Consider the following 26,470-nt stretch of genomic DNA (forward strand, 5'->3'; position numbering starts at 1 on the left):
CCGAAGTTCAGCCCGTCCGGCGACGGCGGTACGTACCGGTGGCGGGGTCAGCCGACGACCGTCCAGTTGTCGTTCCCGGCGAGGAGCGCGCCCAGGTCGCCCTTGCCGTGCCGCTCCTCGGCGGTGTCGAGCTGCTCCGCCATGAGCGTGTCGTACACCGGACGGTCCACATCGCGCAGGACGCCGATGGGGGTCTGGTGCAGGGTGTCCGGGTCGGCGAGGCGGGAGAGCGCGAACGCGGTGGTCGGGGACGCGCTGTGGGCGTCGTGGACCAGGACGCGGGACTCGTTCTCCGGGGTGACGTCGACGACCTGGAGGTCACCGGTGGCCGGGTCGCGGACGACGCCCTTGGCGTCGTCGGTGCCGAAGCGGATGGGCTGCCCGTGCTCCAGCCGGATCACCGCCTCCTGCGCCCGGTCCTTGTCCTTCATGGCCTCGAAGGCGCCGTCGTTGAAGATGTTGCAGTTCTGGTAGATCTCCACGAGCGCCGTGCCCGGGTGGTCGGCGGCGGCGCGCAGCACGCTCGTGAGGTGCTTGCGGTCGGAGTCGATGGTGCGGGCGACGAAGGACGCCTCCGCGCCGAGCGCCAGGGAGACCGGGTTGAACGGGGCGTCCAGCGAGCCCATCGGCGTCGACTTGGTGATCTTCCCGATCTCGGAGGTGGGGGAGTACTGGCCCTTGGTCAGCCCGTAGATCCGGTTGTTGAAGAGGAGGATCTTGAGGTTGACGTTGCGGCGCAGGGCGTGGATCAGGTGGTTGCCGCCGATGGACAGGGCGTCGCCGTCACCCGTGACGACCCAGACGGACAGGTCGCGGCGGGAGGTGGCCAGCCCGGTGGCGATGGCCGGGGCGCGGCCGTGGATGGAGTGCATCCCGTAGGTGTTCATGTAGTACGGGAAGCGGGAGGAGCAGCCGATCCCGGAGACGAAGACGATGTTCTCCTTCGCCAGGCCCAGTTCGGGCATGAAGCCCTGCACGGCGGCGAGCACGGCGTAGTCGCCGCAACCGGGGCACCAGCGGACCTCCTGGTCGGACTTGAAGTCCTTCATGGTCTGCTTGGCCTCGGCCCGGGGCACCAGGTTGAGGAGCGGGTTGGCCGTGTCGGTGTCAGGCATCGATGGCCTCCTTGAGTGCCGTCGCGAGCTGTTCGGCCTTGAACGGCATGCCGTTGACCTGGTTGTAGCTGTGGGCGTCGACGAGGTACTTGGCCCGGACGAGGGTGGCGAGCTGGCCGAGGTTCATCTCGGGGACGATCACCTTGTCGTAGCTCTTCAGGACCTCGCCGAGATTCTTCGGGAAGGGGTTCAGATGGCGCAGATGGGCCTGCGCGATGGGCAGCCCCTCGCCGCGGAGGCGGCGCACGGCGGCGGTGACCGGGCCGTACGTGGAGCCCCAGCCCAGGACCAGGGTGCGGGCGCCGTCCGGGTCGTCGACCTCCACGTCGGGGACGGTGATCCCGTCGACCTTGGCCTGGCGGGTGCGGACCATGAGGTCGTGGTTGGCCGGGTCGTAGGAGATGTTGCCGCTGCCGTCCTGCTTCTCGATGCCGCCGATGCGGTGTTCGAGACCGGGGGTGCCGGGGACCGCCCAGGGGCGGGCCAGGGTCTGCGGGTCGCGCTTGTAGGGCCAGAACACCTCGGTGCCGTCGGCCAGTTCGTGGTTGGCTTCGGTGGCGAACCGGACGCGCAGGTCGGGCAGGTCGGTGACCTCGGGGATCCGCCAGGGCTCGGAGCCGTTGGCGAGATAGCCGTCGGAGAGGAGGAAGACCGGGGTGCGGTACGTCAGGGCGATCCGGGCGGCGTCCAGCGCGGCGTCGAAGCAGTCCGCCGGGGTCCGGGGGGCCACCACGGGCACCGGGGCCTCACCGTTGCGCCCGTACATCGCCTGGAGCAGGTCGGCCTGCTCGGTCTTGGTGGGCAGGCCGGTGGACGGGCCGCCGCGCTGGATGTCGACGACCAGCAGCGGCAGCTCCAGGGAGACCGCCAGCCCGATCGTCTCGGACTTCAGCGCCACCCCGGGGCCGGAGGTGGTGGTGACCGCGAGCGAACCGCCGAAGGCGGCGCCCAGCGCCGCGCCGATCCCGGCGATCTCGTCCTCCGCCTGGAAGGTCCGCACACCGAAGTTCTTGTGCTTGGACAGCTCGTGCAGGATGTCGGAGGCCGGGGTGATCGGGTACGAGCCCAGGTACAGCGGCAGGTCCGCCTGGCGGGCGGCGGCGATCAGCCCGTACGACAGCGCCAGGTTCCCCGAGATGTTGCGGTACGTGCCCGGCGGGAACGCGTGCGAGGCGGGCGCCACCTCGTAGGAGACGGCGAAGTCCTCCGTCGTCTCCCCGAAGTTCCAACCCGCCCGGAACGCCGCCACGTTGGCCTCGGCGATCTGCGGCTTCTTCGCGAACTTCTGGCGCAGGAACGCCTCGGTGCCCTCGGTCGGCCGGTGGTACATCCACGACAGCAGGCCCAGCGCGAACATGTTCTTCGAGCGTTCGGCCTCCTTGCGGGACAGGCCGAACTCCTTCAGCGCCTCGATCGTCAGCGTCGTCAGCGGCACCGGGTGGACGTGGTAGCCGTCCAGCGAACCGTCCTCCAGCGGACTGCTCGCGTACCCCACCTTCGCCATCGGGCGCTTGGTGAACTCGTCGGTGTTCACGATGATCTCCGCGCCGCGCGGGATGTCGCCGATGTTGGCCTTCAACGCCGCGGGGTTCATCGCGACCAGCACGTCCGGCGCGTCCCCGGGGGTGAGGATGTCGTGGTCCGCGAAATGCAGCTGGAACGACGAAACCCCCGGCAGGGTGCCTGCGGGGGCGCGGATCTCGGCGGGGAAGTTCGGCAGCGTCGACAGATCGTTGCCGAACGACGCGGTCTCCGAGGTGAAGCGGTCACCGGTGAGCTGCATACCGTCTCCGGAGTCACCCGCGAAACGGATGATCACCCGGTCCAGACGGCGGATCTCCTTCTCGCCTGCTCCCGTGTCACCGGAGCGGGGGGCACGCTGGCCCCCGACGAGCGCCTCGCTGGCCTCGTCGGCCTGTCCGGCTGGGCTACTGACCTGGCTGGTCACTGAACTGGACCTCCCTAGCGGCGGCGGCTCGGGTTCCGCCGGTACGCCGACGGTCCCCCTGCCCACCCTACTTCTGTAAGGGGTGCCTTACTCGGAGCGATCACATAATGGATGGGGTTTCGAGGCGCGAATTGATCCCTGATGTGGCGCGTTCCGTGTTCCGGGCGCCCTGGGGGGCCCGAGGTGCCCGGGGTCCGCACGTTAGCTGACGGTGCGTCAGGTCTCCAGGTCCGCCGCCACCGCCGGTCGGGGCGGGGCCGACCGGGGAGGGCCCGGCCGGCGCCGGGCGCCCGGCGCCGGCCGGGCCCGGGACTCAGGAGTTCAGGTACGTCAGGACCGCCAGGACACGCCGGTGGTCCCCCTCGCTGGGGGACAGCCCCAGCTTCAGGAAGATGTTGCTGACGTGCTTCTCCACCGCGCCGTCGCTCACCACCAGCTGCCTGGCCACCGCGGAGTTCGTCCGGCCCTCCGCCATCAGCCCGAGCACCTCGCGCTCGCGCGGCGTCAGCCCGGCCAGGACGTCCTGCTTGCGGCTCCGGCCCAGCAGCTGCGCCACCACCTCGGGGTCCAGTGCCGTCCCGCCCCGCGCCACCCGCACCACCGCGTCCACGAACTCCCGGACCTCGGCGACCCGGTCCTTCAGGAGATAGCCCACGCCCCGGCTGGATCCGGCCAGCAGCTCCGTCGCGTACTGCTCCTCCACGTACTGCGACAGGACCAGCACCCCGATCCCCGGGTGGTCCTTCCGCAGCCGCACCGCCGCGCGCACGCCCTCGTCGGTGTGGGTCGGGGGCATCCGCACGTCGGCTACCACCACGTCCGGCGCCGCGCCCTGCGCCGCCAGCTCGTCCACCGTCCTGATCAGGGCCTCGCCGTCGCCCACCCCGGCGACGACGTCATGCCCCAGATCGGTCAGCAGCCGGGTGAGCCCTTCCCGGAGCAGTACCGAATCCTCGGCGATGACCACTCGCACCCTGTTCTCCACCATGAAAGCCGCATCCCCCACTGGTCCGCCCGCGCTGTTCGGGTCCGTTCGTACGGTCCCCAGCATTACAGCTTTCCGGTGAGGGTGTGCGGTGCCCCGTTCATCCTGTTGCTGCGCATACGTCCGCTCAGCCACGCCAGGGCAGCTCGGCGGTGATCCTGGTCGGGCCGCCCTGCGGGGAGTCCACGGCCAGGACGCCGTCCACCGCGTCCAGCCGCTCGGCCAGCCCCGCCAGCCCGCTGCCCGCCGAGGGGTCGGCGCCTCCCCGGCCGTCGTCGGTGACCTGGAGCATCAGCCGGTCGCCGGTGCGCCAGACCTCGACGGTCGCCGAGCGTGCCCCGCTGTGCTTGCTGACGTTCTGGAGCAGTTCGGAGACGGTGAAGTACGCGATGCCCTCGATGGCCTGGACCGGCCGTTCGGGCAGGTCGACGGTGACGGTGACGGGGACGGTGCAGCGGGAGGCGATGGCGGAGAGGGCGGCGTCGAGTCCGCGGTCGGTGAGGACGGCGGGGTGGATGCCGCGGGCGAGGTCGCGGAGTTCCTGGAGGGCGATCTTGACCTCGCCGTGGGCCTCGTCGACCATGCGGGCGGCGGCTTCCGGGTCGGCGGTCAGCTTCTCCTTCGCCAGCCCCAGATCCATGGCGAGGGCGACGAGACGGGCCTGGGCCCCGTCGTGCAGGTCGCGCTCGATGCGGCGGAGGTCGGCGGCGGCGGTGTCCACGACCACGCCCCGGTCCGTCTCCAGCTCGGAGACCCGGCTCGCCAGCCGGGACGGCCCGAGCAGCCCGCGCACCAGCGCCCGGTCCACGTGCGCCAGCCCCCGGACCAGCCATGCCGTCAGCGTCACCAGCACCAGGCCCGTCACGAAGGCCAGCACCATCCCGACCGGGGTGTCGACGTACACCGTGCGGCCCGTGTCGGAGTACACCTGGAGGCCGTCGTGGCTCAGCCGGGCGGGCAGGACCCAGTACCACAGCGGATACGTGAGGAGGGTCCAGCCGCACATCCAGAGCGGCAGTCCGAGGCCGAACGAGATCAGCGCCCACGGGAACTGCACCACCGAGTAGAGCACGTGCCGCCAGGACGCCCCGTTCTTCAGCGACGCGCCCATCCAGGACATCAGCCCGCCGGTCCGCCCGCGTACCGGCTCCGGGGCCGCCACGTCCACCCCGAGCAGGGCCCGCGCCCGCTCCCGCTCCACCGCGCCGAACCCCCGGCACAGGGCCAGCGTCCCGGCCAGGATCGGGACCCCGAGGAAGGTGATCAGCATGCCCACGCCGAACGTGGTCAGGGTGATCGAGAAGCCGAACAGGAGCAGCCCGACCGGCACGCTCAGCACCTGGTACAGCAGCGCGCGCCAGGTCCTGCCCTCGAACGGGGCCCGCAGCGCGGCGGGCAGCAGACGCTTCAGCGGGGAGCCGTCCCCGGGACCGGCCGCCCCGGACCACCGAGGGTCCCGCGTGTCCGGTCCGTATGCCGTGGCCATGGGTGTGTCCGTTTCCTCTCGGCGTGCGCGTGCGCGTGCGTGGTGCGCGGGTAGGTGGGGTGCGGGGCGGGGGAGCGGCTCAGCCGCGCCGGATCCGCTCGGCCGCGGCCTTCTTCGACGGTTCGCGGTCGCGCCAGGGCAGCTCGGCGGTGACCGTGGTGGGCCCGCCGGCCGGCGAGTCCAGGACGAAGAGCCCGTCGACGGCGCCCAGCCGCTCGGCCAGCCCCGCCATCCCCGTGCCCCCGTCCATCCTCGCGCCTCCCCGGCCGTCGTCGGTGACCTGGAGCATCAGCCGGTCGCCGGTGCGCCAGACCTCGACGGTGGCCGAGCGTGCCGCGCTGTGCTTGCTGACGTTCTGGAGGAGCTCGGAGACGGTGAAGTACGCGATGCCCTCGATGGCCTCCGCGGGACGCGCCGGGAGGTCGACGGTGACGGTGACGGGGACGGTGCAGCGGGAGGCGATGGCGGAGAGGGCGGCGTCGAGTCCGCGGTCGGTGAGGACGGCGGGGTGGATGCCGCGGGCGAGGTCGCGGAGTTCCTGGAGGGCGATCTTGACCTCGCCGTGGGCCTCGTCGACCATGCGGGCGGCGGCTTCGGGGTCGGCGGTCAGCTTCTCCTTCGCCAGCCCCAGGCCCATCGCGAGGGCGACGAGACGGGCTTGGGCGCCGTCGTGCAGGTCGCGTTCGATGCGGCGCAGGTCGGCGGCGGCGGTGTCCACGACCACGCCCCGGTCCGCCTCCAGCTCCGCGATCCGGCGCTCCAGCTCGTCGGAGGGCGAGAGCAGCCCGCGCACCATCGCCCGGTCCCCGTTGGCGAGGAACCGCGTGATGTACGGGACCACCGGCCACAGCGCGATCAGGCCCACCAGCGTCACCCCGAAGGTGAGCACGCCCCACGGCAGCCGGACGAAGGAGTAGAGCACCGCCCGCCACCCCACCGGGTCCTTGATGCTCGACCACAGCCACGGGAAGAACCCCGTCTCCCGCCGCGACAGCACCACCGGGCTCGGCTCGTCGATCCGCACGCCCAGCAGCGCCCGCGCCCGGCCCCGCTCGAACCGGCCGATCAGCCGCGCCCCGTGCAGCGAGACGGCGAGCAGGGGCAGACCGACGACCGTGACCGAGAGCGCCGCGCCGACGCCGATCGTCGCCACCGTGTAGACGAACGCGAGGAGCGTCATCGGCAGATCGGCCAGAAGATGGCCGATCTCGCGCCGCGTCCACCGGTCGGGGATGGCGCGGGCGGGCGGCGGCCGGTCGTCGTCCGGCACCTGGGGGCTCATGGTCATGGGACAAGCCTGCCGGTACGGATCGCCGCACGCCATGGGGCTCATGGGTGCCCTGGGGTGGGGATAACCCCACCTCGGGGCATTCACGACAGGCCCCTCGCCCGACGCGGCTGCTTACCCTCCCTTTAACAGGGCCTAGACTCCCGTGCGTACGGACACCGGACGGATTCCAGGGGAGCGAGGGGCGGACGTGGCTGACCTGCCGGATGCACCGGGCCTGCCGGAACTGCCGGACCTGACGGGATCGGCATCGACGTCGGCCGTTCTCGCGTCGGACTACTTCCGGGGATACGCGGTCGTCGGACTGCTCGCCGTGATCGGGGTGCTCTTCGTCGCCGTCGCCTTCGGGGCCGGCCGGCTGCTGCGCCCCGTGGTGCCGACGCCGGAGAAGCTCCTCACCTACGAATGCGGCGTCGACCCGGTGGGCGAGGGCTGGGCCCACACCCAGGTCCGCTACTACGTCTACGCCTTCCTGTACGTGATCTTCGCCGTCGACTCGATCTTCCTCTTCCCGTGGGCGACGGTCTTCGCCGCACCGGGATACGGGGCGACGACGCTGATCGAAATGTTCGTCTTCCTCGGTTTCCTGGCCGTGGGACTGCTCTACGCATGGAAGAAGGGCGTCCTCGAATGGACGTGACCAGCACGCAGGCCGACGGGGGAGCCGAGCAGCAGCCCGTGCCGACCTTCCTGCCGGAGCCCAAGCGGCTCGGCGTCCTGTCGCGCCTGGCACCCGAACCGATGAAGGTGGTCCTGAACTGGGGCCGCCGCTACAGCCTGTGGGTCTTCAACTTCGGGCTGGCCTGCTGCGCCATCGAGTTCATCGCCGCCTCCATGGCCCGGCACGACTTCATCCGGCTCGGCGTGATCCCGTTCGCCCCGGGCCCGCGCCAGGCCGACCTCATGATCGTCTCCGGCACGGTGACCGACAAGATGGCCCCGGCGGTGAAGCGGCTCTACGAGCAGATGCCCGAGCCGAAGTACGTCATCTCCTTCGGCGCCTGCTCCAACTGCGGCGGCCCGTACTGGGACTCGTACGCGGTCACCAAGGGCGTCGACCAGATCATCCCCGTCGACGTCTACGTACCCGGCTGCCCGCCCCGGCCGGAGGCGCTGCTCCAGGGCATCCTCAAGCTCCAGGAGAAGATCGCCCGCGAGTCGCTGGGCGAGCGGTACGCGACGGGCGGCACCCGCCCCTCGACCGCCGCACTGCGCAGCGGACTCGTCGCCGCGCCGCCGAAGCCGGACACGGGGGAGGAGCCCGCGTGACCACCACCCCGGACGACGCGTACGACCGGCTGCCGGACGCCGCCGCCGAACTGTTCGGCGAGGGCGCGACGGCGGAGTACGCCTACGAACTGCTGACCGTCGACGTACCGGCAGCCGCCTGGATCACCGCCCTCGAAACCGCCCGTGACCGGCTGGGCTGCACGTATTTCGACTGGCTGAGCGCCGTCGACGAACCGGACACCGGCTTCCGGGTCTGCGCCCATGTCGTGGCCCTGGCCGGCGGCCGGGTCCGCCGCCTGATGCTCCGTACGACCGTGCCGCACGCGGCGCCGGTCCTGCCCACCGCCGTCGGCGTCTACGCGGGCGCCGCCTGGCACGAGCGCGAGACGCACGAGATGTTCGGCATCGGCTTCGACGGCCACCCGCACCTGGTGCCGCTGCTGCTGCCCGAGGGCTTCGAGGGCCACCCGCTGCGCAAGGACTTCGTGCTGGCGGCCCGGGTCGCGAAGGCGTGGCCCGGAGCGAAGGAGCCGGGCGAGTCGGAGCACGGTGGGCCGAAGCGGCGCACGATGCTGCCGCCCGGGGTGCCCGACCCGAACGAATGGGGGCCCCTGAAGGGGCAGCTCCCGCCCGCCCCGGCCCGACCGGCGCGCGCCGCGCGTGCGGCGGGCGACCGGCCGGTACGCCGGACCCGCAGCGCGAGCGAGGGCTCGGCCGCCCAGCGAACCGCCGGAGCCACCGCCCCGGAAGCCATCACCCCGGAAGCCGCGGCTCCGGCCGTTCCCGGGGCGGCCGGGGAGGCGCCCGCGCGCCCCACGAGGCCGCGCCGCAACCGCAGCGCCTCCCAGGGCTCGGCCAGCCAGCAGAACGAACCCCAGCAGAACGAACCCCAGCAGAACGAACCCCAGAAGGACACCCCGGCGAAGCCGGGCCCGGACGCCCCTACGGACGCGGGCACCGGCTCCGGCACGGCCGCGAGCGACGCCCCCTGGCACCACGCCCGCCCGGCCTTCGACCCGGAAACGCCTCCCGAGGCCGCGGGGAAGTCCGAGGCCGCGGGAGAGCCTGAGGCCGCCGGGAAGTCCGAGGCCGCAGAAAAGCCTGAGGCCGCCGGGAAGTCCGCGACCCCTGAGGCTCCTGCGGCTCCCGAGACTGCCGGGGCTCCTGCGGCCGCAGGAACTCCCGAGGCTCCTGAGGCCCAGGAAACCCCTGAACCTCCGAAGCCCCCCGAACACCCCAAGACACCCGAACCCCCTGAACCCCCCGAGTCCGCCGGAGGCGATCCCGCGTGAACGACGTACTGGACGTCGCCCTCCGCCTCGTCGCCGTCTTCGTCGCCTTCCTGGTCCTCCCGCTCGTCGTCGGGCAGACCGAGCACAAGGTGATGGCGCACATGCAGGGCCGCCTCGGCCCCATGTACGCGGGCGGCTTCCACGGCTGGGCCCAGCTCGTCGCGGACGGCGTGAAGTTCGCGCAGAAGGAGGACGTGGTCCCGGCCGACGCCGACCGCCGCGTCTTCCAGCTCGCCCCGGCCGTCGCGCTCCTGCCGTACCTGCTGGTGCTCGTCGTCATCCCGATCGGCCCCGGCGAGGGCGGGGCCGGGCAGTTCATCGACGCGGGCGTCTTCTACGTACTCGCCGTCATGGGCGTCGGCGTGCTCGGCTCGCTGATGGCCGGCTGGGCCTCGGCGAACAAGTTCTCCCTCCTCGGCGGGCTCCGCACCGCCGCCCAGCTGCTCGCGTACGAGCTGCCGATGCTGCTCGCCGCCGCCTCCGTGGCGATGGCGGCCGGAACCGTCTCGCTCACCGGCATCCTCGACTCCTTCGAGTGGTGGTGGCTGCCCTGGCAGATCGTCGGCGCCCTGGTCTTCTTCGTGGCCGGGCTCGCCGAACTCCAGCGCCCGCCCTTCGACATGCCGGTCGCCGACTCGGAGATCATCTTCGGCGCCTACACCGAGTACACCGGTCTGCGTTTCGCGCTCTTCCTGCTCGCCGAGTACGCGGGCATCGTCGTCCTGTGCGGACTGACCACCGTCCTCTTCCTCGGCGGCTGGCACGGACCGCTCGGCGCCGACGGACTCGGCTGGGTCTGGACGCTCCTCAAGACCGCGGTCCTCGCCTTCGTCGTCATCTGGCTCCGGGTCACCTACCCCCGGCTCCGCGAGGACCAGCTGCAGAAGCTCGCCTGGACCACGCTCATCCCGCTCGCCCTCGCGCAGATCGCGCTCACCGGCATCGTGAAGGTGGCGATCAGTTCATGACCGCGCGCATCCCCGGCTCCGGACTGGCCAAGGGCCTGGCCGTCACCCTGCGGACGATGACCCGGAAGACGGTCACCGCGCAGTACCCCGACGTCCAGCCCGAACTGCCGCCCCGCTCGCGCGGCGTCATCGGGCTGTTCGAGGAGAACTGCACCGTCTGCATGCTCTGCGCCCGCGAATGCCCCGACTGGTGCATCTACATCGACTCCCACAAGGAGACGGTGCCCGCCGCCACCCCCGGTGGCCGCGAACGCAGCCGCAACGTCCTCGACCGCTTCGCCATCGACTTCTCCCTCTGCATGTACTGCGGTATCTGCATCGAGGTGTGCCCCTTCGACGCGCTGTTCTGGTCGCCGGAGTTCGAGTACGCGGAGACGGACATCCACGAGCTCACCCACGAACGCGACAAGCTCCGCGAGTGGATGTGGACGGTGCCGGAACCGCCCGCGCTCGACCCGGCCGCCGAGGAGCCGAAGGAGATCGCCGCCGCCCGCAAGACGGCCGAGAAACTCGAAGCCCAGCGCGCCCAGGAAGCCCAGCAGGCGCAAGAGGCCCAGCAGGCCGCCCAGGAGAACCAGCAGGCCCGGGAGAACCGGCGCCCGGAAGGAGAAGGAGAGGCGTGACACTCGCAGCAGCCGCGGCCCACCCCGGCTTCCTCTCCCCGACCGGCGTCGAGATCGTCTTCGTCCTCGTGGGCCTCGCCACCTTCGGCGCGGCCCTCGCCACCGTCACCACCAGGCAACTGGTGCACGCCGCCCTCTGGCTGGTCGTGGCGCTCGGCGGACTCGCCGTCGAGTACCTCCTGCTCACCGCCGAGTTCATCGCCTGGGTGCAGGTGCTGATCTACGTCGGTTCCGTCGTCGTCCTCCTCCTCTTCGGACTGATGCTCACCCGGGCGCCCATCGGCCGCTCCCCGGACGCCGACTCCGGCAACCGCTGGGCGGCCCTCGCCGTGGCGCTCGCCGCCGCCGGGTCGCTCGTCTGGGTCGTCGTCGACGCCTTCCGCACCACCTGGATCGACCTGGCCGGACCGGCCCGGGGCTCCACCGAGGTGACCGGCGCCTCCCTCTTCCGGCACTGGGTGCTGCCGTTCGAAGCACTCTCCGTCCTGCTGCTCGCCGCCCTGGTCGGCGCGATCGTCCTGTCCCGCAAGCGCGGTAAGGAGCAGAGCTGATGCACCTCGCCTATCCCGCCGTGCTCGCCGCCCTCCTCTTCTGCACCGGGCTGTACGGAGTGCTCGCCCGCCGCAACGCGATCCTGGTCCTGCTCTCCGTCGAGCTGATGCTCAACGCCGTCAACCTCAACCTGGTCGCCTTCGACGTCTGGCTCCGCGACACCCTCCACGCCGGCCAGGCCCTCACCCTCTTCACCATCGCCATCGCGGCCGCCGAGATCGGCATCGGCCTGGCGATCGTCCTCGCCGTCCACCGCAACCGGGGCAGCTCCGACATCGACCGGCTCCGCGACACCGCCGAGACCGACGCCGCCGAGGACCTCCCCGACCTCTCCGACGACGAGGCGCCCGCGCCCCCCGACGGCACCGATGACCAGGCCACTGCTGCGGCAGGGAAGGCAAAGAAGGCAGAGGCCACCGCGTGACCACCACGACCCTCGCCGTCCTCGTCCCCCTCCTCCCGTTCCTGGGCGCCGTCGCCGGCCTCCTGACCGGGCGCACCGCCCCCGGCTTCGTACGCCCCCTCGCCGTCCTGCCGACCGTCGCCGCGTTCGCCCTCGCCGTGCTCGTCGCCTCCCGCCAGGGCGGCGGCCGGGCCATCGACGCCGCGACGCGGCTCACCCCCACCGGCTCAGTCCCGATCGACCTCGCCCTGCACCTCGACGGCTTCGCGGTCCTCGTCGCCGTCCTGGTCGGGCTCGTCGCGAGCTGTGTGCAGATCTACTCGACCGCCTACCTCCGCGACGACCCCCGCTACCCCTCGTACGCGGCCCTGGTCTCCCTCTTCACCTCCGCGATGCTGCTCGTCGTCTACTCCGGCGACCTGATGGTGCTCCTGGTCGGCTGGGAGATCATGGGCATCTGCTCGTACTTCCTCGTCGGCCACTACTGGGAGACGCCCGAGGCCCGCGCCGCCTCCCTCAAAGCCTTCCTGGTCACCAAGCTCGGCGACGTCCCCTTCCTGATCGGCCTGTTCGCGCTCGCCGCGGACACCGGCACCTTCCGCATCACCGGCATCCTGGGCGCCGTCGCCAACGGCGGCCTCGACCACCCCACCCTCATCGCCCTGCTGCTCCTCGCGGGCGTCGCCGGGAAGTCGGCCCAGTTCCCCCTGCACACCTGGCTGCCCGACGCGATGGCCGGCCCCACCCCCGTCTCCGCGCTCATCCACGCCGCGACGATGGTCGCCGCCGGCATCTACTTCGTGGCCCGCCTCCTGCCCGTCTTCGCCCAGTCCGGCGCGGCGCTCGTCGTCCTCGCCGCGATGGCCGCGATCACGATGGTCGGCTCGGGACTCGCCGCCCTCGCCCAGGACGACATCAAACGCGTCCTCGCCTACTCGACGATCGGCCAGCTCGGCTACATGGCCGGTGCCCTCGCCGTCGGCGACCGGGCCGCCGCCGTCTTCCACCTCCTCTCCCACGGCGCGTTCAAGGCCGTGCTCTTCCTCGCCGCCGGAGTCGTCATCCACGCCGCCGGCACCAACTCACTGGCCGCCATGTCCCGCATGGGCGGCCTGGCCCAGCGCATCCCGGACGCCTACTGGACGATGACCGTCGCCCTGTTCGCCCTCGCCGCCATCCCGCCGTTCGCCGGCTTCTTCTCCAAGGAAGCCGTCCTCGTCGCCGCCGAGCACACCGCACTCGGGGACCGGCACGTCGCCCCGGCCGCCGCGGGCTGGACCGTACTCGTCGCCGGACTGCTCGCCGCCCTCCTCACCGCCGCGTACGCCACCCGCCTCTGGCTCCTCGCCTTCCGGGGCCGCGGCGCCGAGGCACCCGACCACGGCAGGCAGCCCGCCGCGATGACCGCCGTCCTCTGGATCCTCGCCGTGCCCACCATCGCCTTCGGCCTGAGCGTCGGCGTGATCGGCGACTGGTTCGACGGCCGCAGCCTCGCCCCCACCCTCACCACCGCCGTCCTGTCCACCGGTGTCGCGCTGGCCGGCGGACTCATCACCTACGGCGCCTGGCGGCACACCTCCGCCCTCGCCGCCCGCACCCGCGTCGGCACCGTCGTCGCCCACCCGGACGCCGAACCCGCCGTCATCGAGGCCCAGGCCATGACCGCGCACACCGCCGCCTACGGAACCGACGGCGACGCCCCCGACCCGGCCGACCCCGGCCGCCTCCTGCTCGGGCCGCTGCACCACCACGCCGCCGCCGGTTTCCACCTGGACGCCCTGTACACGGCGCTGTTCGTCCGCCCCGTCCAGGCCGCGGCGAGCCTCGTCCGCTTCCTGGACCGCGAGGTCGTCGACACCTACGTACGCGGCTCCGGCACCGGCGCACGCTGGTTCGGCACCGCCGTCCGCCGCGCCCAGACCGGCAACGTGCAGACCTACCTCGGCGCGCTGCTCGCCGGCTCCCTGGTCCTGGTGATCGCCGCCGTCGTCTTCGCCAACGTCAACGCCGGGTCGTGAGCCGTGATCGATATCAGTGAATCCGTGATGCAGTTCCTTCTCGCGCTGGTCATCGCCGGCCCGCTCGTCGGCGCCGCGGCCGCCCTCCTCCCGGCCCCGCCCGGACTGAAGGGGAGCAGCCCCGACCAGGCCGTGCTCCGCCACGGCGTGACCGTCACCGGCGCCGTTCTCCTCGGCGCGCTCGTCCTCGCCGCGGGCTTCGACCACGACCACCCGTCGAAGATGCAGGCCACCACCGACATCGGCTGGATCCCGGCGCTCGACGTCCGCATCCACCTCGGCATCGACGGCATCTCGCTCCCCCTTCTCGTCCTGACCGCGCTGCTGGCCTTCCTCTGCGCGCTCCACAGCTACTTCAAGCCCCCCGAGGGCCCCTCCCCGAAGGCGTTCGTCGCCCTCCTGCTCCTCCTGGAGACCGGCACCCTCGCCACCTTCGCCGTCCTCGACCTGATCCTCTTCTTCCTCGCCTTCGAGACGGTGCTCGTCCCGATGTACTTCCTCATCGCCCGCTGGGGCGGTGCCGGACGGCAGGCCGCCGCCTGGAAGTTCATCCTCTACACACTGCTCGGTTCGGTCGTCATGCTGCTGGGCCTGCTCCTGATCGGGCTCAAGAGCGGCACCTTCGACATGGTGGCACTCGCCACCGACAACGGCCGTGGGCTCACCTCGTCCGTGCAGGTCATCGCCGTTCTGGCGATCGGGATCGGGCTCGCCGTGAAGACCCCGATGTGGCCGCTGCACAGCTGGCTGCCGGACGCCCACACCGCCGCCCCGACCGTCGGCTCCGTCCTGCTCGCGGGCGTCCTGCTGAAGATGGGCACCTACGGATTCGTCCGCATCCTGCTCCCCGTCGCCCCCGACGGGATGCACACCTTCGCGCCCTACCTCGCCGCCTTCGCCGTCGTCGGCATCGTCTACGGATCGCTGGCCTGCCTCGCCCTCGTCCGCCCCGGCGCCAAGGGCGACCTCAAGCGCCTGATCGCGTACTCCTCCGTCGGCCACATGGGTTTCGTGCTCCTCGGCATCGCGAGCATGACCCCCACCGGGGTCAACGGCGCGCTCTTCGCCAACATCGCCCACGGCCTCATCACCGGCCTGCTGTTCTTTCTGGTCGGCGCCATCAAGGACCGGTACGGCACCGCCGACCTGGACACCCTCTCCGGCGCCACCGGGGCCGCGCTCTACGGTCGGGCCCCCCGGCTCGGCGGCCTCCTCGCCTTCGCCGCCGTCGCCTCCCTCGGCCTGCCCGGCCTCGCCGGGTTCTGGGGCGAGATGCTCGCCCTCTTCGGCTCCTTCGACCCCGCCGACGGCCTCAGCAGGCCCGCCTTCCTCACCTTCATGTCGATCGCCGCGTTCGGCACCCTGCTCACCGCCGCGTACATGCTCATGGTCGTCCGCCGGGTCTGCATGGGCGAGAAGCGCGAGGCACCGGCCCTCGCCGACATCCGGACGTACGAGTTCGCCGCCTGGACCCCGCTCGCCGCGCTCACCGTCCTCGCCGGTCTCTGGCCCGCCGTCCTCCTCGGCCTCACCGACCCGGCCGTGCAGAAGCTCCTCGCAGGAGGCAAGTCGTGACCACCGCCGTCGCCGTCCCGGGCGTCGTCACCGCCGCCGGGAGCACCCCCGACCTCGTCCAGTCCGTCGACTGGCTCGCGATCGCGCCCCCGGTCGCCGTCGCCGCCATGGCCCTGGTCGTCCTGGTCGCCGACCTCTTCCTCCCCGAACACCGCAAACCGCTGCTCGGCACCCTGACCGCCGCCGGGCTCGTCGCCGCCCTGGCCCTGCTCGTCCCGCTGCGCGCCGGCGACCGCTCCACCTTCTGCCTCACCGAATCGGCCGCCGCGACCTCCGGCACCGCCTGCAGCTACACCGCCGACCACTTCGCCCTGGTCATCCAGGTCCTGGTGCTCGGCGGCGCCCTGCTCACCGCCCTGCTCTCGCTCGGCGACACCCGAGGGCGGCGCCCCGGGGAGTACTGGTTCCTGCTGCTGTCCTCCGCGGCCGGTGCCGCCCTGCTGCCCGCCGCCCGCGACCTCGCGACCCTGGTCATCGCCCTCGAAGTCGCCTCGCTGCCCGCCTTCGCGCTCGTCGGCATCAAGCGCGGCGACCGGCGCTCCTCCGAGGCCGCGCTCAAGTTCTTCCTCTCCTCCGTCGTCGCGACCGCCGTCATGCTGCTCGGCGTCAGCTTCGTCTACGCCGCCACCGGCACCCTGCACCTCACCGAGATCGCCGCCCGCCTCGACGACGTGCCCGGACAGCTCGACACCCTCGTCAAGGCGGGCGTCGCCCTCACCCTCGTCGGCTTCGCCTTCAAGACGGCCGCCGCGCCCTTCCACTTCTGGGTGCCCGACACCTACGTCGGCGCCCCGCTGCCGATCGCCGCGTACCTCTCGGTCGTCGGCAAGGCGGTCGGCTTCTCCGGCCTCATCCTCGTCACCGTGATCGCGTTCCCGGCCTACGCCGACGTCTGGGGACCGGCCCTCGCCGTCCTCGCCGCGCTCACCATGACCCTCGGCAACGTCGCCGCCCTGCGCCAGCGCGCCGACCGGGCCCGCGGCGCCGTACGCCTGCTCGCCTGGTCCTCCGTCGCCCAGGCCGGCTACCTCCTGGTCCCGATCGCCGCCGCCGCGTACTCCAGCGACGAGCACATCGGCTCCACCGTCGCCTACGCCCTCATGTACGCCGTCGTGAACCTCGGGGCCTTCGGAGTCGCCGCCCTGGTCGCCCGGACCAGCCCCGGCAACCGCCTCACCGACTACCGCGGCCTGTACGCCACCCGACCCCTCGCCGCCCTGGCGATGGCCTTCTTCCTGCTCTGCCTGGCCGGACTGCCGCCCGGCATCATCGGGCTCTTCGCCAAGGTCACGGTCTTCTCCGCGGCCGTCGACGCCGGACTCGGCTGGCTCGCCGTCGTCATGGCCGTCAACGTCGTGATCGCGTTGTACTACTACCTCCAGTGGACCGCGACACTCTTCCGCGCCCCCGAGGAGGCCCCGGGGAACGCCCCGGCGCCCGCCCCCGCCGCGGTCCCCGTGGACGGCGCCGCACCCGCCCCCACCAGGCACGCCGTTCCGGCCCCCCTCACCGCCGTGATCGCGCTCACCACCGTGGCCGGAGTGCTGCTCTCCGGCGCCCCCCAGGCGATCCTCCGCTTCGCCGCGGTCAATCTCTTCTGACGTCACGAAGATCGGTTTGCCCGGGGCGCCCCGTACAGGGCATGGTCTTGCCCGCACATCCCCCCACACGGACACATCCCCAGAGGAGCAGAGCGGTGCTGAACGGGTTCAAGGACTTCATCCTGCGCGGAAACGTCATCTCCATGGCCATCGGTCTGGCCGTCGGAGCCGCGTTCACCGCGGTCGTCACCGGATTCAGCACGGCCTTCATCACCCCGCTGATCGGCCTCGCCACCGGATCCGTCGGCGACTTCAGCTCGGCGCAGTTCACGGTCGAGGGCGCCATCTTCCCGTACGGGAAGTTCCTCGCCGCCGCCATCGCGTTCCTGATCACCGCCGCCGTCCTCTACTTCGGCGTCGTCGTGCCCATGGCGAAGGTCCAGGCCCGGTTCGCCAAGGCGGAGAAGGTCGACATCAAGGCCGTCGTCCGCGACTGCCCCCGCTGCTACACCGAGATCCCGGCCATCGCCTCCCGCTGCGCCCACTGCACCAGCGAGATCAAGCCGGACCCCGCGGCCCTGGAGACCGCCGGACTTCCGGTGCCCGCCCAGCGCTGACCCGTACGGCCCAGTGCCCGCTCCGGCCCGCAAGGGCCGGACAGGCCCTGCCCGGCGGCGGTACGGCCCCGGGGAACTCGCTCCTCCCGCCTGGCGTTGACCCGTACGGGAGGCTCCACTGGGGTAGTGGAGACCACCAAGCAAAGGGTTCCCCTGCCGCACCACTTGGAGGGCGTACCGTGCACCGCCGGCACAACGGGCTGAGAACCGCCGTACTCCTCGGGGGCCTGTCCGCCCTCATCATCGTCATCGGAAGCTTTTTCGGGCGTACGGGCCTGATCGTCGCGGTCCTCGTGGCCCTCGGCACCAACGCCTACGCGTACTGGAACAGCGACAAGCTCGCGCTGAGGGCGATGCGGGCCCGCCCGGTGAGCGAGTTCGAGGCCCCGCAGCTGTATCGGATGGTCCGCGAGCTCTCCACCGCCGCCCGCCAGCCCATGCCCCGGCTCTACATCTCCCCGACGCAGGCCCCCAACGCCTTCGCCACCGGCCGCAACCCGCGCAACGCCGCCGTCTGCTGCACCGACGGCATCCTCCAGATCCTGGACGAGCGCGAGCTGCGCGGCGTCCTGGGCCACGAGCTGAGCCATGTCTACAACCGCGACATCCTGATCTCGTCCATCGCCGGGGCGCTCGCCTCCGTCGTCATGTTCCTGGTCAACTTCGCCTGGCTGATCCCGGTGGGCCGGTCCGACAACGACGACGGCCCCGGATTCCTCGGCATGCTGCTGATCATGATCCTCGGCCCGGTCGCGGCCTCGATCATCCAGCTCGCCCTCAGCCGCTCCCGGGAGTACGAGGCGGACGCCTCCGGAGCCCAGCTCACCGGCGACCCACTGGCCCTGGCCAACGCGCTGCGCAAGCTCGAAGCCGGTACGAAGCAGCTGCCGCTGCCCCCGGAGCCCAGGATCGAGACCGCGAGCCACATGATGATCGCCAACCCGTTCCGCCCCGGCCAGGGCCTGTCCAAGCTGTTCTCCACGCACCCGCCCATGGCGGAGCGGATCGCCCGGCTGGAACGGATGGCGGGCCCCCGCGCCTGAAGGGCCCGCCGTCCGGAGGCTCAGCGGGCGCCGAACGCCTGGTCGCTGGGGACCACCTCGCGGCCCAGCGGCATCAGCGAGATCGGGATCAGCTTCAGGTTCGCCCAGCCGAAGGGGATGCCGATGATCGACACGAACAGCGGGATGCTGGTGAGCAGGTGCCCCAGCGCCAGCCACCACCCCGCGAAGACGAGCCAGATCACATTGCCGACGCAGGACGGCGCCCCCGCCTCCGGCCGTTCCACGGTCGTCCGCCCGAACGGCCACAGCACATAACCGGCGATCCGCAGCGACGCGATGCCGAACGGGATGGTCACGATCAGCACGAAACAGATGAGTGCCGCGACGAGATAGCCGAGGGCCATCCAGAATCCGCAGAACACCACCCAGATGATGTTCAGGATCAGCTGTATGGGCTTCATGTCGCTCGCCTTCCGGGGGTTGCCCGTAGTTGCTCCGATGGCCAGTATCGGCCCCGTCCGGGGGCAGAGGTAACCGGAGCGGTCCGCGTAGGTGACCGATCCGGCACCGGCCCGTTCGCCGGAGCCGCCCCTCACCAGGAACGCGCGAACCGCACCGCACAGTTGCTCGCGCGGGCCCGGCCTCCCGGGCCGCGGGCCGGAACCCCGGGCAACCACGCCACCGTCATCGGCGTCCTGGATTCCAGGAACGAGTGATGGGTAGGTTCGCGCGCATGAGCATTATCGGATGGATCATTCTGGGCCTGGTGGCCGGTGTCATCGCCAAGGTCCTGCTGCCGGGACGTGACCCGGGCGGCCTGGTCGGCACCACCCTGATCGGAATCGTCGGCGCCTTCCTCGGTGGCTGGATATCGTCGCGCTTCCTCGACCGCCCCATCGACAACGACTTCTTCGACATGGCCACCTGGATCGCCGCCATCGGCGGCTCCCTGATCCTGCTGATCCTCTACCGGCTGCTGTTCGGGAACTCCCGCGAACGCCGCTGACGCCCCGTGCCGGCCAGTCCGGTCTCGCGCAGGGTGATGTTGAGCCGGCCATGGCTCAGCCCCGTCGCGGGACCGGCCGTCCCCGGCCGCACCTTCGGCACCCCGTGGAAGGCGTAACGGGACGGCCCGCCGAAGACGAACAGATCGCCCGAGGCCAACTCCACGTCCGTGTACGGCCTTCCGCGGCCCTCCGGGTTGCCGAAGCGGAAGACGCAGCTGTCGCCGATGCTGAGCGACACCACCGGGGCGTCCGAGCGCTCCTCCTTGTCCTGGTGCATGCCCATACGGGCCGCCCCGTCGTAGAAGTTGACCAGCGCCGCGTCCGGCGCGTACGCCGCCGCCGGGCCCTCCTCCCCGTACGCCGCGGCCACCGCCTCCCGCCCCAACTCCGCCAGCCAGTCGGGGAATTCGGCCACCCGGGCCCCGTTCACGTCGTCGGCCGTACGCGTGTACCGGTACGGCTGCCAGTGCCACCCCAGGCAGACCGTCCGCACCGACATCACCCCGCCGCCCGGCAGTGCGGTGTGCCGCAGCGGCACCGGCCCGCGCGCCCACTCCCGGCAGGCCGCCACCAACTCCCGCTGCCGCTCGACCGGAAGCCACTCCGGCACGTGCACCGCGCCCGGCGCGACCACGGCCCGGGGACGGGGGAAGAGCCCGGTCACCTCAGCGCACCGCCCCGGCGCCTTCCAGCCCCAGCAGCAACTCCTTGCGCTCCAGGCCGGCCGCGTACCCCCGCAGCGACCCGTCGGCGCCGATCACCCGGTGGCACGGCCGCACGACCAGCAGCGGATTGCGCCCGATGGCCGTCCCCACGGCCCGCACCCCGGCCCCCGAGGAGCCGACCCGCGCGGCGATCTGCCCGTACGAGACGGTCTCCCCGTACGGCACGGTGTCCAGCGCGGCCCACACCCGCCGCTGGAAGTCGGTGCCGACGCCCTCCGCGTACCTGAGGTCGAAGCGGGTCAGCCGGCCCGCGAAGTACTCGCGCAGCTGGGCGGCGACCGGCTCGAAGGCCGCCTGCGCGCGCACCCAGCCCTCCTCGACCACCGCGCCGCCCTTCTGGCCGGGCAGCGAGAGCGAGGCGAGTGCCACCCCGTCGCCGGTCTCCTCGCCGACCAGCAGCAGTTCGCCCAGCGGGCTGTCGACCGTCGCGTACATGGTCATGGCTCGTACCCTTCTCGCACGTCCTGCCGGATTCCGGGGGAAACCGTCACCCGATGTGGACCAGTCTGCGTCCCCCGCGCCGACCGGACCGGCGGTTTTCGGACGTCGAGCCCCGCGCGTTCCACCCGGCTCACGCCCCGCCGCCCGCGCGAACGCGACGGGGCCCGTCGCCGGAGTCCTCCCCGGCGACGGGCCCCCGCCGCACCCTGTCCGGTCAGCTCACCGGTAGTTCACGTACTGCAGCGCGAAGTCGAAGTCCTGGCCCTTCAGCAGCGCCTGCACGGCCTGGAGGTCGTCCCGGCTCTTCGAGCTGACCCGCAGTTCGTCGCCCTGGACCTGCGCCTTGACGCCCTTCGGGCCCTCGTCGCGGATGATCTTCGCCACCTTCTTGGCGTTCTCCTGGGAGATGCCCTCCTCGATCGTGGCGGTGATCTTGTACTCCTTGCCGGACAGCTGCGGCTCGCCCGCGTCCAGCGACTTGAGCGAGATGCCGCGCTTGATCAGCTTGGACTGGAAGATGTCGAGGATGGCCTTGACCCGCTCCTCGCCGTTCGCCGCCATCAGGATCTTCTCGCCGGACCAGGCGATCGAGGCGTCGGTGCCCTTGAAGTCGTAACGCTGCGAGATCTCCTTGGCGGCCTGGTTGAGGGCGTTGTCGACCTCCTGCCGCTCGACCTTCGAGACGATGTCGAAACTGGAGTCGGCCATGACGTGTGGCTCCTTGGATCGGGGTACCGGGAATCGGAACGCGTCGGAATGCGCACGGCGCCGTGCGCGCGTACGAGCGGCGGCGGACCCACCGGTCCCGCGCGCCGTGGTCAAAGCCTAAGGGCTGTCCCGTCGTCCCCGGCGGGCGCGCGACGACAGCCGCGGCACCTCGCCGCGTTGTCGGACCATCCGAATACATGCAGTACGCGGACGCCCCTCCGTCTTGCGGTGCACCGCGTCCGACGCCGCGCGCCGATCCGCCGGGGGCGACGGGACAGCCCTCGGCATCCCCGCCCCCGGAGCCGCTGACGGATCCGCCGGCCAAGCCGCTGATCAACCGGGTGGCGAAGCACCCCCGGGCATCGGGTATCGTTTACGTCGTTGCCAGAGAGCACCGCCGAAAAGCGGGAATCAGCGGCAGCGAATCCCGGCGGTGTGCCCGAGTGGCCAAAGGGAGCAGACTGTAAATCTGCCGGCTCAGCCTACCCAGGTTCGAACCCTGGCGCCGCCACATCGAAGGGCCCCTGTCTCACGACAGGGGCCCTCTTTGTTTCTGCTGCGAAAGGGCCGTGACGATGGAATCCGTACTGGTCAGTGCCTGTCTGCGCGGGGTGCCCTGCCGGTTCGACGGCCGGGCCAAGGAATCCGGCGCGGTGGCCGAGGCGCTCGGCGAGCGCAGTCCGGTCGCCTTCTGCCCCGAGACCGCCGCCGGGCTCGCCACCCCGCGCCGCCCCGCCGAGATCGTCGGCGGCGACGGCCACGACGTGCTCGACGGCCGCGCCCGCGTCGTCGACGACACCGGCCACGACGTGACGGCGGAGTTCGTGGACGGCGCACAGCGGGCGCTGGCGGCCGCGCGGCGGGCCGGGTGCACCGAGGCGCTGCTGATGGACCGCAGCCCCTCCTGCGGGCGCGGAACGGTCTACGACGGCACGTTCACCGGCACGCTCCGCCCGGGTGACGGCGTGACCGCCGCGCTGCTGGAGCGCCACGGCATCGCCGTACGCCCCGCGCCGCGCGGCTGACGCCGGGCCGGCTCAGTTCCCGGCGACGTCCTTCACCGCGACCGAGACCGGTACGTTCCCCGCGATCAGCTCCAGCGTCAGCCCCGCCGTCGCCGGGGTGTCCAGCAGCTCCAGCAGCGCCACCGCCACGTCGTCGCGCGGCACCGGGCCACGGCCGGTCGACGCGGCCAGCAGGACCGTCCCCTTGCCCGCGTCGTTGGTGAGCATGCCGGGGCGCAGGATCGTCCAGTCGAGCGCCGTCCGGGAGCGCACGTCCGCGTCCGCCGCGCCCTTGGCCCGCAGGTAGGCGTCGAAGACCTCGTCGCCCGGATGGTCCGGGTCGGCGCCCATCGACGAGACCACGACGTAGCGCCGTACGCCCGCCCGCTCGGCCGCGTCGGCGAACAGCACCGCCGCCCCGCGGTCCACCGTCTCCTTGCGTGCCGCGCCGCTGTCCGGGCCCGCCCCGGCGGCGAAGACCGCCGCGTCGGCCCCGTCCAGCACCCGCGCCACCTCCTCCACGGAGGCCGATTCGAGATCCAGGACGACCGGCTCGGCGCCCACCGCCCTGAGGTCCTCGGCCTGGGCCGGATTGCGGATGACGCCCACGGCTTCGTCCCCGCGCGCGGCGAGCAGCCGCTCCAGCCGCAGCGCGATTTGACCATGTCCACCTGCGATGACGATGCGCATGGTCACGACGGTACGCCGGGACGGGCCGCCGCGCTCAGGGCCCGCCGGAGGGACCGTGGTCGGATCGCCCCTGGCGGGGCAGGCCGAGGCCCACGGCGGTCTCGGAGTCGCAGTACTCGCGCACCGCGCTCGTCCGCGCCACCACCCGGCCCCGGTGCACCACGATCCGGCTGTACGCGAGCGAGAGCGCGCCCGGCAGCCCCTCCCCGCGCACGGCGAGCAGCTCGGCGGGGAACCCCGCCTCGACCCGGACGGCGGGCAGCCCCATCACCTCCCGGGCCACCGAGGACACCGCCCCGTACGCCTCCTCGGGCGATAATCCGTGCTGCGAGGCCAGCAGGTAGGCGGCCTCCAGGGGATCGCCCCGGCCCACCGGGTTCGCCACGTCCCGCAGCGCCCCGCTCCCCGCCGCGACCCGCACCCCGGCCGACCGCAGCAGCCGCACCGGCGCACTGCCCCACCCCTCGGCCCCGCAGCAGCCGCCCTGGGGCAGGCAGATCACCGTCACCCCGGCCGCGGCGAGCTGATCGGCGGCTCGCCCCGCGACCTGCGCGGGAAGCCGGGAGAGGCCCGCCAAGGGGCCCAGCGAGACGCCGGGGCGCAGCCCTCCCGCCATGGCGGCGAGCCGGGCGAGCCGGGCCGGGTCGGCGCCGTCCGTGTGCAGGTCGACGGGGCAGCCCTGCTCGGCGGCGACCTCCAGCACGGCCTCCGCGTACCCCGCCGGGTCCGGATCGAGGTCCGGGCAGCCGCCGACCGCGCCGGCCCCCATCTTCACCGCGTCGCGCAGCATCGCCAGGTTCCCGGCGCCCGCGACACCAGTGAGCAGCCGGGGCACGGCGACCGGGGTCAGCTCGGCCAGCCCCCGCAGCGACCGTCGGGCCTGCAGCACGGCTTCGAGCGCGGCCAGGCCCTGGACGTCCCCGATCCGGACGTGCGAGCGCAGCGCGGTGGCGCCGTGGCCGAGCTGGAGCAGGGCGGCCTCGGTGGCGCGGCGCCGGATGTCCTCCGGACGGTCCGAGGCGGGTCCGGGGAGGCCGGGGCCCGCGCCGTCGGCGGTGAGGGCGGTGTCGCCGTGGGCGTGGGGCTCGGCGGGGGCGGGGAGCAGCAGATAGCCCCGCAGGTCGAGCCGCGGGCCGGAGGAGGCGGTGAGGCTGTCCGCCGTGCCGACGGCCTCGATGCGGCCGCCGCCGAGCCGTACGTCCACGACGCGGCCGTCGGCGAGACGGGCGCCGCAGAGCACCGGTCCGGTCCCGGCCGGGGAGGCGCCGCGGGAGGCGCCGGACGCGTCGGCGGCCCGGTCGTCCGGCTGCCGCGGCTGGCTGTCGGGCATCGTGCTCCAGGTAGCAGGCGATCGAAGGTGGGCGAGGGACGGGCGCGAGGAGAGGGGCAAAAGGGGGAGGGAACGAGGGAAGAGGGGCAAGATCACGCAGAGTGGGACGAGCCTAGGGGCGTGTCCGGCGCGGTTCGGGGAGGAGCGGAATAGTCGTACCGGTGCGGCCCGGCGGGATGTGCGGGGCGGAAACGCGTCGGCGCGGTACCGGGGGCCGGGGTCGGGGAAGCCCTGCTCAGAGGGGCGGCAGGGGCTCCCGGGGCGTGCGGTGCGCGGCCCGAGGGCCCGCGCGGCACGGGATCGGCGGTGCGTGCGTCCGGGCCGCGGGAGGGGGCCCGGAATCGGATTTGGGCGATCGGCGACGGACCGTGTAATGTCTTCCTCGCTCGCCCCAATAGCTCAGTCGGTAGAGCGTCTCCATGGTAAGGAGAAGGTCTGCGGTTCGATTCCGCATTGGGGCTCTGGTGATCGAGATCCCCCGCTTCGGCGGGGGAGATCAGTCATCAAAGCGGTGTAGCTCAGTCGGTAGAGCAAGCGGCTCATAATCGCTGTGTCACCGGTTCAAGTCCGGTCACCGCTACACACGGTAGCCGATTGTGGGGTCGGTCCTTCGATCGGCTACTCTTCTTTGCGTTCATCCGTCCATCCGTCCGTCCAAGGAGCACTCACGTGGCTGCCACCGACGTCCGCCCGAAGATCACGCTGGCCTGCGTGGAGTGCAAGGAGCGGAACTACATCACCAAGAAGAACCGGCGCAACAACCCGGACCGTCTTGAGATGAAGAAGCACTGCCCGCGCTGCAACTCGCACACGGCGCACCGCGAAACGCGCTGAATCAGGCTCGTACACGAGGCCGTCCCCTTTGGGGGGCGGCCTCGTGTCGTTGTATGAAGGCTGTTCTGTCTTCGGCCTGTTCACATTTCACCAGGAGGTAGCGAGCCCATGGCGCTCGACCAGTCCTTCGTGGGGCGGACCTATCCGCCCACCCCGCCGTACGAGGTGGGCCGGGAGAAGATCCGCGAATTCGCCGAGGCGGTGGGCGACGCGAATCCGGCGTACGTCGACCCCGAGGCCGCCAAGGCGCTCGGCCACAGCGATGTGATCGCCCCGCCCACCTTCGTGTTCTCCATCACCTTCAAGGCCGCCGGCCAGGTCATCCACGACCCGCAGCTGGGCCTGGACTACAACCGGGTGGTGCACGGCGACCAGAAGTTCAGCTACGTACGCCCCGTGCGGGCGGGGGACCGGCTGACCGTCACCTCGACGATCGAGTCCATCAAGTCCCTGGCGGGCAACGACATCCTGGACGTCCGGGGCGAGGTCCACGACGAATCGGGCGAGCACGTGGTGACCGCGTGGACGAAGCTGGTGGCGCGCGCCGCCGAGGAGGCGTGATGACGGCGAAGGTCGCCTACGAGTCGGTCGAGGTCGGTACGGAGCTCCCGGCGCAGTCCTTCCCGGTGAGCCGGGCGGCGCTGGTGCGGTACGCGGGTGCCTCCGGGGACTTCAACCCGATCCACTGGAACGAGAAGTTCGCCCGCGAGGTCGGGCTGCCGGACGTGATCGCGCACGGCATGTTCACCATGGCCGAGGCGATCCGGGTGGTCACGGACTGGGCCGGTGACCCGGCCGCGGTCGTCGAGTACGGGGTGCGGTTCACCAAGCCGGTCGTCGTGCCGAACGACGACGAGGGTGCCCTCATCGAGGTCAGCGCCAAGGTGGCCGCCCTGCTGGACGACAACCGGGTGCGGGTGGACCTCACGGCCATGAGCGCGGGCCAGAAGGTGCTGGGCATGTCCCGCGCCGTGGTGCGGCTCGCCTGAGACCGCGGCGTACGAGGCATGAGGGGCGCGGTCCGCGGGGCCGCGCCCCTCAGCTCTTCCCCGTGACCGGAAGCGGGTGGCGGCCGCCACCCGTGCC

General features: G+C 72.1%; 28 protein-coding genes and 3 tRNA genes. 20 read left to right on the top strand and 11 right to left on the bottom strand.

The features are described from left to right. Nucleotides 1-47: 47 nt before the first annotated feature. The 5 genes from ACF08W_RS23850 to ACF08W_RS23870 all read right to left on the bottom strand — a co-directional run bounded on the left by ACF08W_RS23850 (nt 48) and on the right by ACF08W_RS23870 (nt 6,822). Nucleotides 48-1,115 carry a 2-oxoacid:ferredoxin oxidoreductase subunit beta gene (locus tag ACF08W_RS23850; protein ID WP_392280464.1) on the bottom strand — a complete coding sequence of 356 codons (1,068 nt, stop codon included), beginning with the start codon at nt 1,113-1,115 and terminating at the stop codon, nt 48-50. After that, on the bottom strand, nt 1,108-3,063 hold the full coding sequence (locus tag ACF08W_RS23855; protein ID WP_392280465.1) for a 2-oxoacid:acceptor oxidoreductase subunit alpha: 1,956 nt from the start codon (nt 3,061-3,063) through the stop codon (nt 1,108-1,110). Before ACF08W_RS23855 ends, ACF08W_RS23850 begins: the two co-directional genes overlap by 8 nt. Before the next feature lie 313 nt (nt 3,064-3,376). Next, the gene (locus tag ACF08W_RS23860; RefSeq protein WP_352276072.1) at nt 3,377-4,051 is read right to left on the bottom strand and encodes a response regulator transcription factor; all 675 of its coding nucleotides are present in this window, start codon (nt 4,049-4,051) and stop codon (nt 3,377-3,379) included. Nucleotides 4,052-4,175: 124 nt separating this feature from the next. Then, nucleotides 4,176-5,534: a sensor histidine kinase gene (locus ACF08W_RS23865; RefSeq protein ID WP_392280466.1), complete on the bottom strand. Its 1,359-nt coding sequence runs from the start codon at nt 5,532-5,534 to the stop codon at nt 4,176-4,178. A 79-nt stretch (nt 5,535-5,613) separates the two neighbouring features. Beyond that, nucleotides 5,614-6,822, bottom strand: coding sequence for a sensor domain-containing protein (locus ACF08W_RS23870; RefSeq protein WP_352276075.1), 1,209 nt, complete (start codon nt 6,820-6,822; stop codon nt 5,614-5,616). Nucleotides 6,823-7,039: 217 nt separating this feature from the next. On the opposite strand from ACF08W_RS23870, the gene ACF08W_RS23875 reads away from it, so the two are divergent. The 12 genes from ACF08W_RS23875 (at nt 7,040) to htpX (ending at nt 18,684) form a co-directional block, all read left to right on the top strand. Further along, on the top strand, nt 7,040-7,462 hold the full coding sequence (locus tag ACF08W_RS23875) for an NADH-quinone oxidoreductase subunit A (protein ID WP_385208660.1): 423 nt from the start codon (nt 7,040-7,042) through the stop codon (nt 7,460-7,462). Further along, complete coding sequence (locus ACF08W_RS23880) at nt 7,453-8,091, top strand: NADH-quinone oxidoreductase subunit B (protein WP_392280467.1); 639 nt, start codon at nt 7,453-7,455, stop codon at nt 8,089-8,091. The genes ACF08W_RS23875 and ACF08W_RS23880 overlap by 10 nt, the downstream gene beginning before the upstream one ends. Then, complete coding sequence (locus ACF08W_RS23885) at nt 8,088-9,344, top strand: NADH-quinone oxidoreductase subunit C (RefSeq protein ID WP_392280468.1); 1,257 nt, start codon at nt 8,088-8,090, stop codon at nt 9,342-9,344. The genes ACF08W_RS23880 and ACF08W_RS23885 overlap by 4 nt, the downstream gene beginning before the upstream one ends. After that, nucleotides 9,341-10,312, top strand: coding sequence for an NADH-quinone oxidoreductase subunit H (locus ACF08W_RS23890; protein WP_392280469.1), 972 nt, complete (start codon nt 9,341-9,343; stop codon nt 10,310-10,312). Before ACF08W_RS23885 ends, ACF08W_RS23890 begins: the two co-directional genes overlap by 4 nt. Further along, a complete protein-coding gene (locus ACF08W_RS23895; RefSeq protein WP_352276080.1) occupies nt 10,309-10,935 on the top strand; it encodes an NADH-quinone oxidoreductase subunit I in 627 nt (208 codons plus the stop codon). Before ACF08W_RS23890 ends, ACF08W_RS23895 begins: the two co-directional genes overlap by 4 nt. Further along, entirely contained in the window at nt 10,932-11,486 is a 555-nt protein-coding gene (locus ACF08W_RS23900; RefSeq protein ID WP_385208098.1) for an NADH-quinone oxidoreductase subunit J, read from the top strand. The genes ACF08W_RS23895 and ACF08W_RS23900 overlap by 4 nt, the downstream gene beginning before the upstream one ends. Next, a complete protein-coding gene (nuoK, locus tag ACF08W_RS23905; RefSeq protein WP_352276084.1) occupies nt 11,486-11,911 on the top strand; it encodes an NADH-quinone oxidoreductase subunit NuoK in 426 nt (141 codons plus the stop codon). The genes ACF08W_RS23900 and nuoK overlap by 1 nt, the downstream gene beginning before the upstream one ends. After that, on the top strand, nt 11,908-13,908 hold the full coding sequence (locus ACF08W_RS23910) for an NADH-quinone oxidoreductase subunit L (protein ID WP_385208101.1): 2,001 nt from the start codon (nt 11,908-11,910) through the stop codon (nt 13,906-13,908). The genes nuoK and ACF08W_RS23910 overlap by 4 nt, the downstream gene beginning before the upstream one ends. A gap of 27 nt (nt 13,909-13,935) precedes the next feature. Next, complete coding sequence (locus tag ACF08W_RS23915; RefSeq protein WP_392280488.1) at nt 13,936-15,483, top strand: NuoM family protein; 1,548 nt, start codon at nt 13,936-13,938, stop codon at nt 15,481-15,483. Next, nucleotides 15,480-17,084 carry an NADH-quinone oxidoreductase subunit N gene (locus ACF08W_RS23920; protein ID WP_385208107.1) on the top strand — a complete coding sequence of 535 codons (1,605 nt, stop codon included), beginning with the start codon at nt 15,480-15,482 and terminating at the stop codon, nt 17,082-17,084. The genes ACF08W_RS23915 and ACF08W_RS23920 overlap by 4 nt, the downstream gene beginning before the upstream one ends. A gap of 95 nt (nt 17,085-17,179) precedes the next feature. Continuing rightward, nucleotides 17,180-17,641, top strand: a complete 462-nt coding sequence (gene mscL, locus ACF08W_RS23925; protein ID WP_385208110.1) for a large conductance mechanosensitive channel protein MscL — start codon at nt 17,180-17,182, stop codon at nt 17,639-17,641. Nucleotides 17,642-17,820: 179 nt separating this feature from the next. After that, nucleotides 17,821-18,684 (top strand): zinc metalloprotease HtpX, encoded by an 864-nt coding sequence (htpX, locus tag ACF08W_RS23930; protein WP_392280470.1) that lies wholly within the window; start codon nt 17,821-17,823, stop codon nt 18,682-18,684. A gap of 20 nt (nt 18,685-18,704) precedes the next feature. On the opposite strand, the gene ACF08W_RS23935 is transcribed toward htpX, so the two are convergent. After that, entirely contained in the window at nt 18,705-19,106 is a 402-nt protein-coding gene (locus ACF08W_RS23935; protein WP_352276091.1) for a YccF domain-containing protein, read from the bottom strand. 272 nt (nt 19,107-19,378) lie between these two features. Between ACF08W_RS23935 and ACF08W_RS23940 the strand changes: the two genes are divergently transcribed. Next, nucleotides 19,379-19,651: a GlsB/YeaQ/YmgE family stress response membrane protein gene (locus ACF08W_RS23940; protein WP_352276093.1), complete on the top strand. Its 273-nt coding sequence runs from the start codon at nt 19,379-19,381 to the stop codon at nt 19,649-19,651. On the opposite strand, the gene ACF08W_RS23945 is transcribed toward ACF08W_RS23940, so the two are convergent. The 3 genes from ACF08W_RS23945 to ACF08W_RS23955 form a co-directional block, all read right to left on the bottom strand. Then, a complete protein-coding gene (locus ACF08W_RS23945) occupies nt 19,612-20,316 on the bottom strand; it encodes an alpha-ketoglutarate-dependent dioxygenase AlkB family protein (RefSeq protein ID WP_385208114.1) in 705 nt (234 codons plus the stop codon). The genes ACF08W_RS23940 and ACF08W_RS23945 overlap by 40 nt on opposite strands. A gap of 1 nt (nt 20,317) precedes the next feature. Continuing rightward, entirely contained in the window at nt 20,318-20,818 is a 501-nt protein-coding gene (locus ACF08W_RS23950) for a methylated-DNA--[protein]-cysteine S-methyltransferase (RefSeq protein WP_392280471.1), read from the bottom strand. Nucleotides 20,819-21,037: 219 nt separating this feature from the next. Continuing rightward, on the bottom strand, nt 21,038-21,526 hold the full coding sequence (locus ACF08W_RS23955; protein WP_352276098.1) for a YajQ family cyclic di-GMP-binding protein: 489 nt from the start codon (nt 21,524-21,526) through the stop codon (nt 21,038-21,040). Between the two features lie 429 nt (nt 21,527-21,955). Between ACF08W_RS23955 and ACF08W_RS23960 the strand changes: the two genes are divergently transcribed. Next, nucleotides 21,956-22,037 (top strand) — tRNA-Tyr (locus ACF08W_RS23960). A gap of 64 nt (nt 22,038-22,101) precedes the next feature. Next, on the top strand, nt 22,102-22,551 hold the full coding sequence (locus ACF08W_RS23965; protein WP_385208171.1) for a DUF523 domain-containing protein: 450 nt from the start codon (nt 22,102-22,104) through the stop codon (nt 22,549-22,551). Between the two features lie 12 nt (nt 22,552-22,563). Here ACF08W_RS23965 and ACF08W_RS23970 read toward each other — a convergent pair whose 3' ends face one another. Together ACF08W_RS23970 and ACF08W_RS23975 are read right to left on the bottom strand one after the other, a co-directional pair. Next, nucleotides 22,564-23,220 (bottom strand): SDR family oxidoreductase, encoded by a 657-nt coding sequence (locus ACF08W_RS23970; protein WP_352276100.1) that lies wholly within the window; start codon nt 23,218-23,220, stop codon nt 22,564-22,566. 34 nt (nt 23,221-23,254) lie between these two features. Further along, entirely contained in the window at nt 23,255-24,550 is a 1,296-nt protein-coding gene (locus tag ACF08W_RS23975) for an amidohydrolase family protein (protein WP_385208175.1), read from the bottom strand. 388 nt (nt 24,551-24,938) lie between these two features. Here ACF08W_RS23975 and ACF08W_RS23980 point away from each other — a divergent pair. From ACF08W_RS23980 to ACF08W_RS24000, 5 genes are all read left to right on the top strand, one after another. After that, nucleotides 24,939-25,011 (top strand) — tRNA-Thr (locus tag ACF08W_RS23980). A gap of 46 nt (nt 25,012-25,057) precedes the next feature. Continuing rightward, nucleotides 25,058-25,130 (top strand) — tRNA-Met (locus ACF08W_RS23985). Nucleotides 25,131-25,219: 89 nt separating this feature from the next. Next, complete coding sequence (rpmG, locus tag ACF08W_RS23990) at nt 25,220-25,384, top strand: 50S ribosomal protein L33 (protein ID WP_003956487.1); 165 nt, start codon at nt 25,220-25,222, stop codon at nt 25,382-25,384. A gap of 108 nt (nt 25,385-25,492) precedes the next feature. After that, complete coding sequence (locus ACF08W_RS23995; protein ID WP_352276103.1) at nt 25,493-25,945, top strand: MaoC family dehydratase N-terminal domain-containing protein; 453 nt, start codon at nt 25,493-25,495, stop codon at nt 25,943-25,945. Then, nucleotides 25,945-26,373, top strand: coding sequence for a MaoC family dehydratase (locus ACF08W_RS24000; RefSeq protein ID WP_352276105.1), 429 nt, complete (start codon nt 25,945-25,947; stop codon nt 26,371-26,373). Before ACF08W_RS23995 ends, ACF08W_RS24000 begins: the two co-directional genes overlap by 1 nt. Nucleotides 26,374-26,470: the final 97 nt, after the last annotated feature.

Origin of the sequence: Streptomyces sp. NPDC015144 (genome assembly GCF_043079735.1) — a bacterium.
GTDB lineage: Bacteria > Actinomycetota > Actinomycetes > Streptomycetales > Streptomycetaceae > Streptomyces.

Coding starts and splice junctions, on each gene's coding strand:
- ACF08W_RS23860 (WP_352276072.1), bottom strand. CDS start 4,051: ATGGTGGAGAACAGGGTGCGAGTGGTCATCGCCGAGGATTCGGTACTG.
- ACF08W_RS23965 (WP_385208171.1), top strand. CDS start 22,102: ATGGAATCCGTACTGGTCAGTGCCTGTCTGCGCGGGGTGCCCTGCCGG.
- ACF08W_RS24000 (WP_352276105.1), top strand. CDS start 25,945: ATGACGGCGAAGGTCGCCTACGAGTCGGTCGAGGTCGGTACGGAGCTC.
- ACF08W_RS23975 (WP_385208175.1), bottom strand. CDS start 24,550: ATGCCCGACAGCCAGCCGCGGCAGCCGGACGACCGGGCCGCCGACGCG.
- ACF08W_RS23895 (WP_352276080.1), top strand. CDS start 10,309: ATGACCGCGCGCATCCCCGGCTCCGGACTGGCCAAGGGCCTGGCCGTC.
- ACF08W_RS23955 (WP_352276098.1), bottom strand. CDS start 21,526: ATGGCCGACTCCAGTTTCGACATCGTCTCGAAGGTCGAGCGGCAGGAG.
- ACF08W_RS23915 (WP_392280488.1), top strand. CDS start 13,936: ATGCAGTTCCTTCTCGCGCTGGTCATCGCCGGCCCGCTCGTCGGCGCC.
- ACF08W_RS23870 (WP_352276075.1), bottom strand. CDS start 6,822: ATGACCATGAGCCCCCAGGTGCCGGACGACGACCGGCCGCCGCCCGCC.
- ACF08W_RS23970 (WP_352276100.1), bottom strand. CDS start 23,220: ATGCGCATCGTCATCGCAGGTGGACATGGTCAAATCGCGCTGCGGCTG.
- ACF08W_RS23950 (WP_392280471.1), bottom strand. CDS start 20,818: ATGACCATGTACGCGACGGTCGACAGCCCGCTGGGCGAACTGCTGCTG.
- ACF08W_RS23850 (WP_392280464.1), bottom strand. CDS start 1,115: ATGCCTGACACCGACACGGCCAACCCGCTCCTCAACCTGGTGCCCCGG.
- ACF08W_RS23940 (WP_352276093.1), top strand. CDS start 19,379: ATGAGCATTATCGGATGGATCATTCTGGGCCTGGTGGCCGGTGTCATC.
- ACF08W_RS23880 (WP_392280467.1), top strand. CDS start 7,453: ATGGACGTGACCAGCACGCAGGCCGACGGGGGAGCCGAGCAGCAGCCC.
- ACF08W_RS23995 (WP_352276103.1), top strand. CDS start 25,493: ATGGCGCTCGACCAGTCCTTCGTGGGGCGGACCTATCCGCCCACCCCG.
- ACF08W_RS23935 (WP_352276091.1), bottom strand. CDS start 19,106: ATGAAGCCCATACAGCTGATCCTGAACATCATCTGGGTGGTGTTCTGC.
- ACF08W_RS23865 (WP_392280466.1), bottom strand. CDS start 5,534: ATGGCCACGGCATACGGACCGGACACGCGGGACCCTCGGTGGTCCGGG.
- nuoK (WP_352276084.1), top strand. CDS start 11,486: ATGCACCTCGCCTATCCCGCCGTGCTCGCCGCCCTCCTCTTCTGCACC.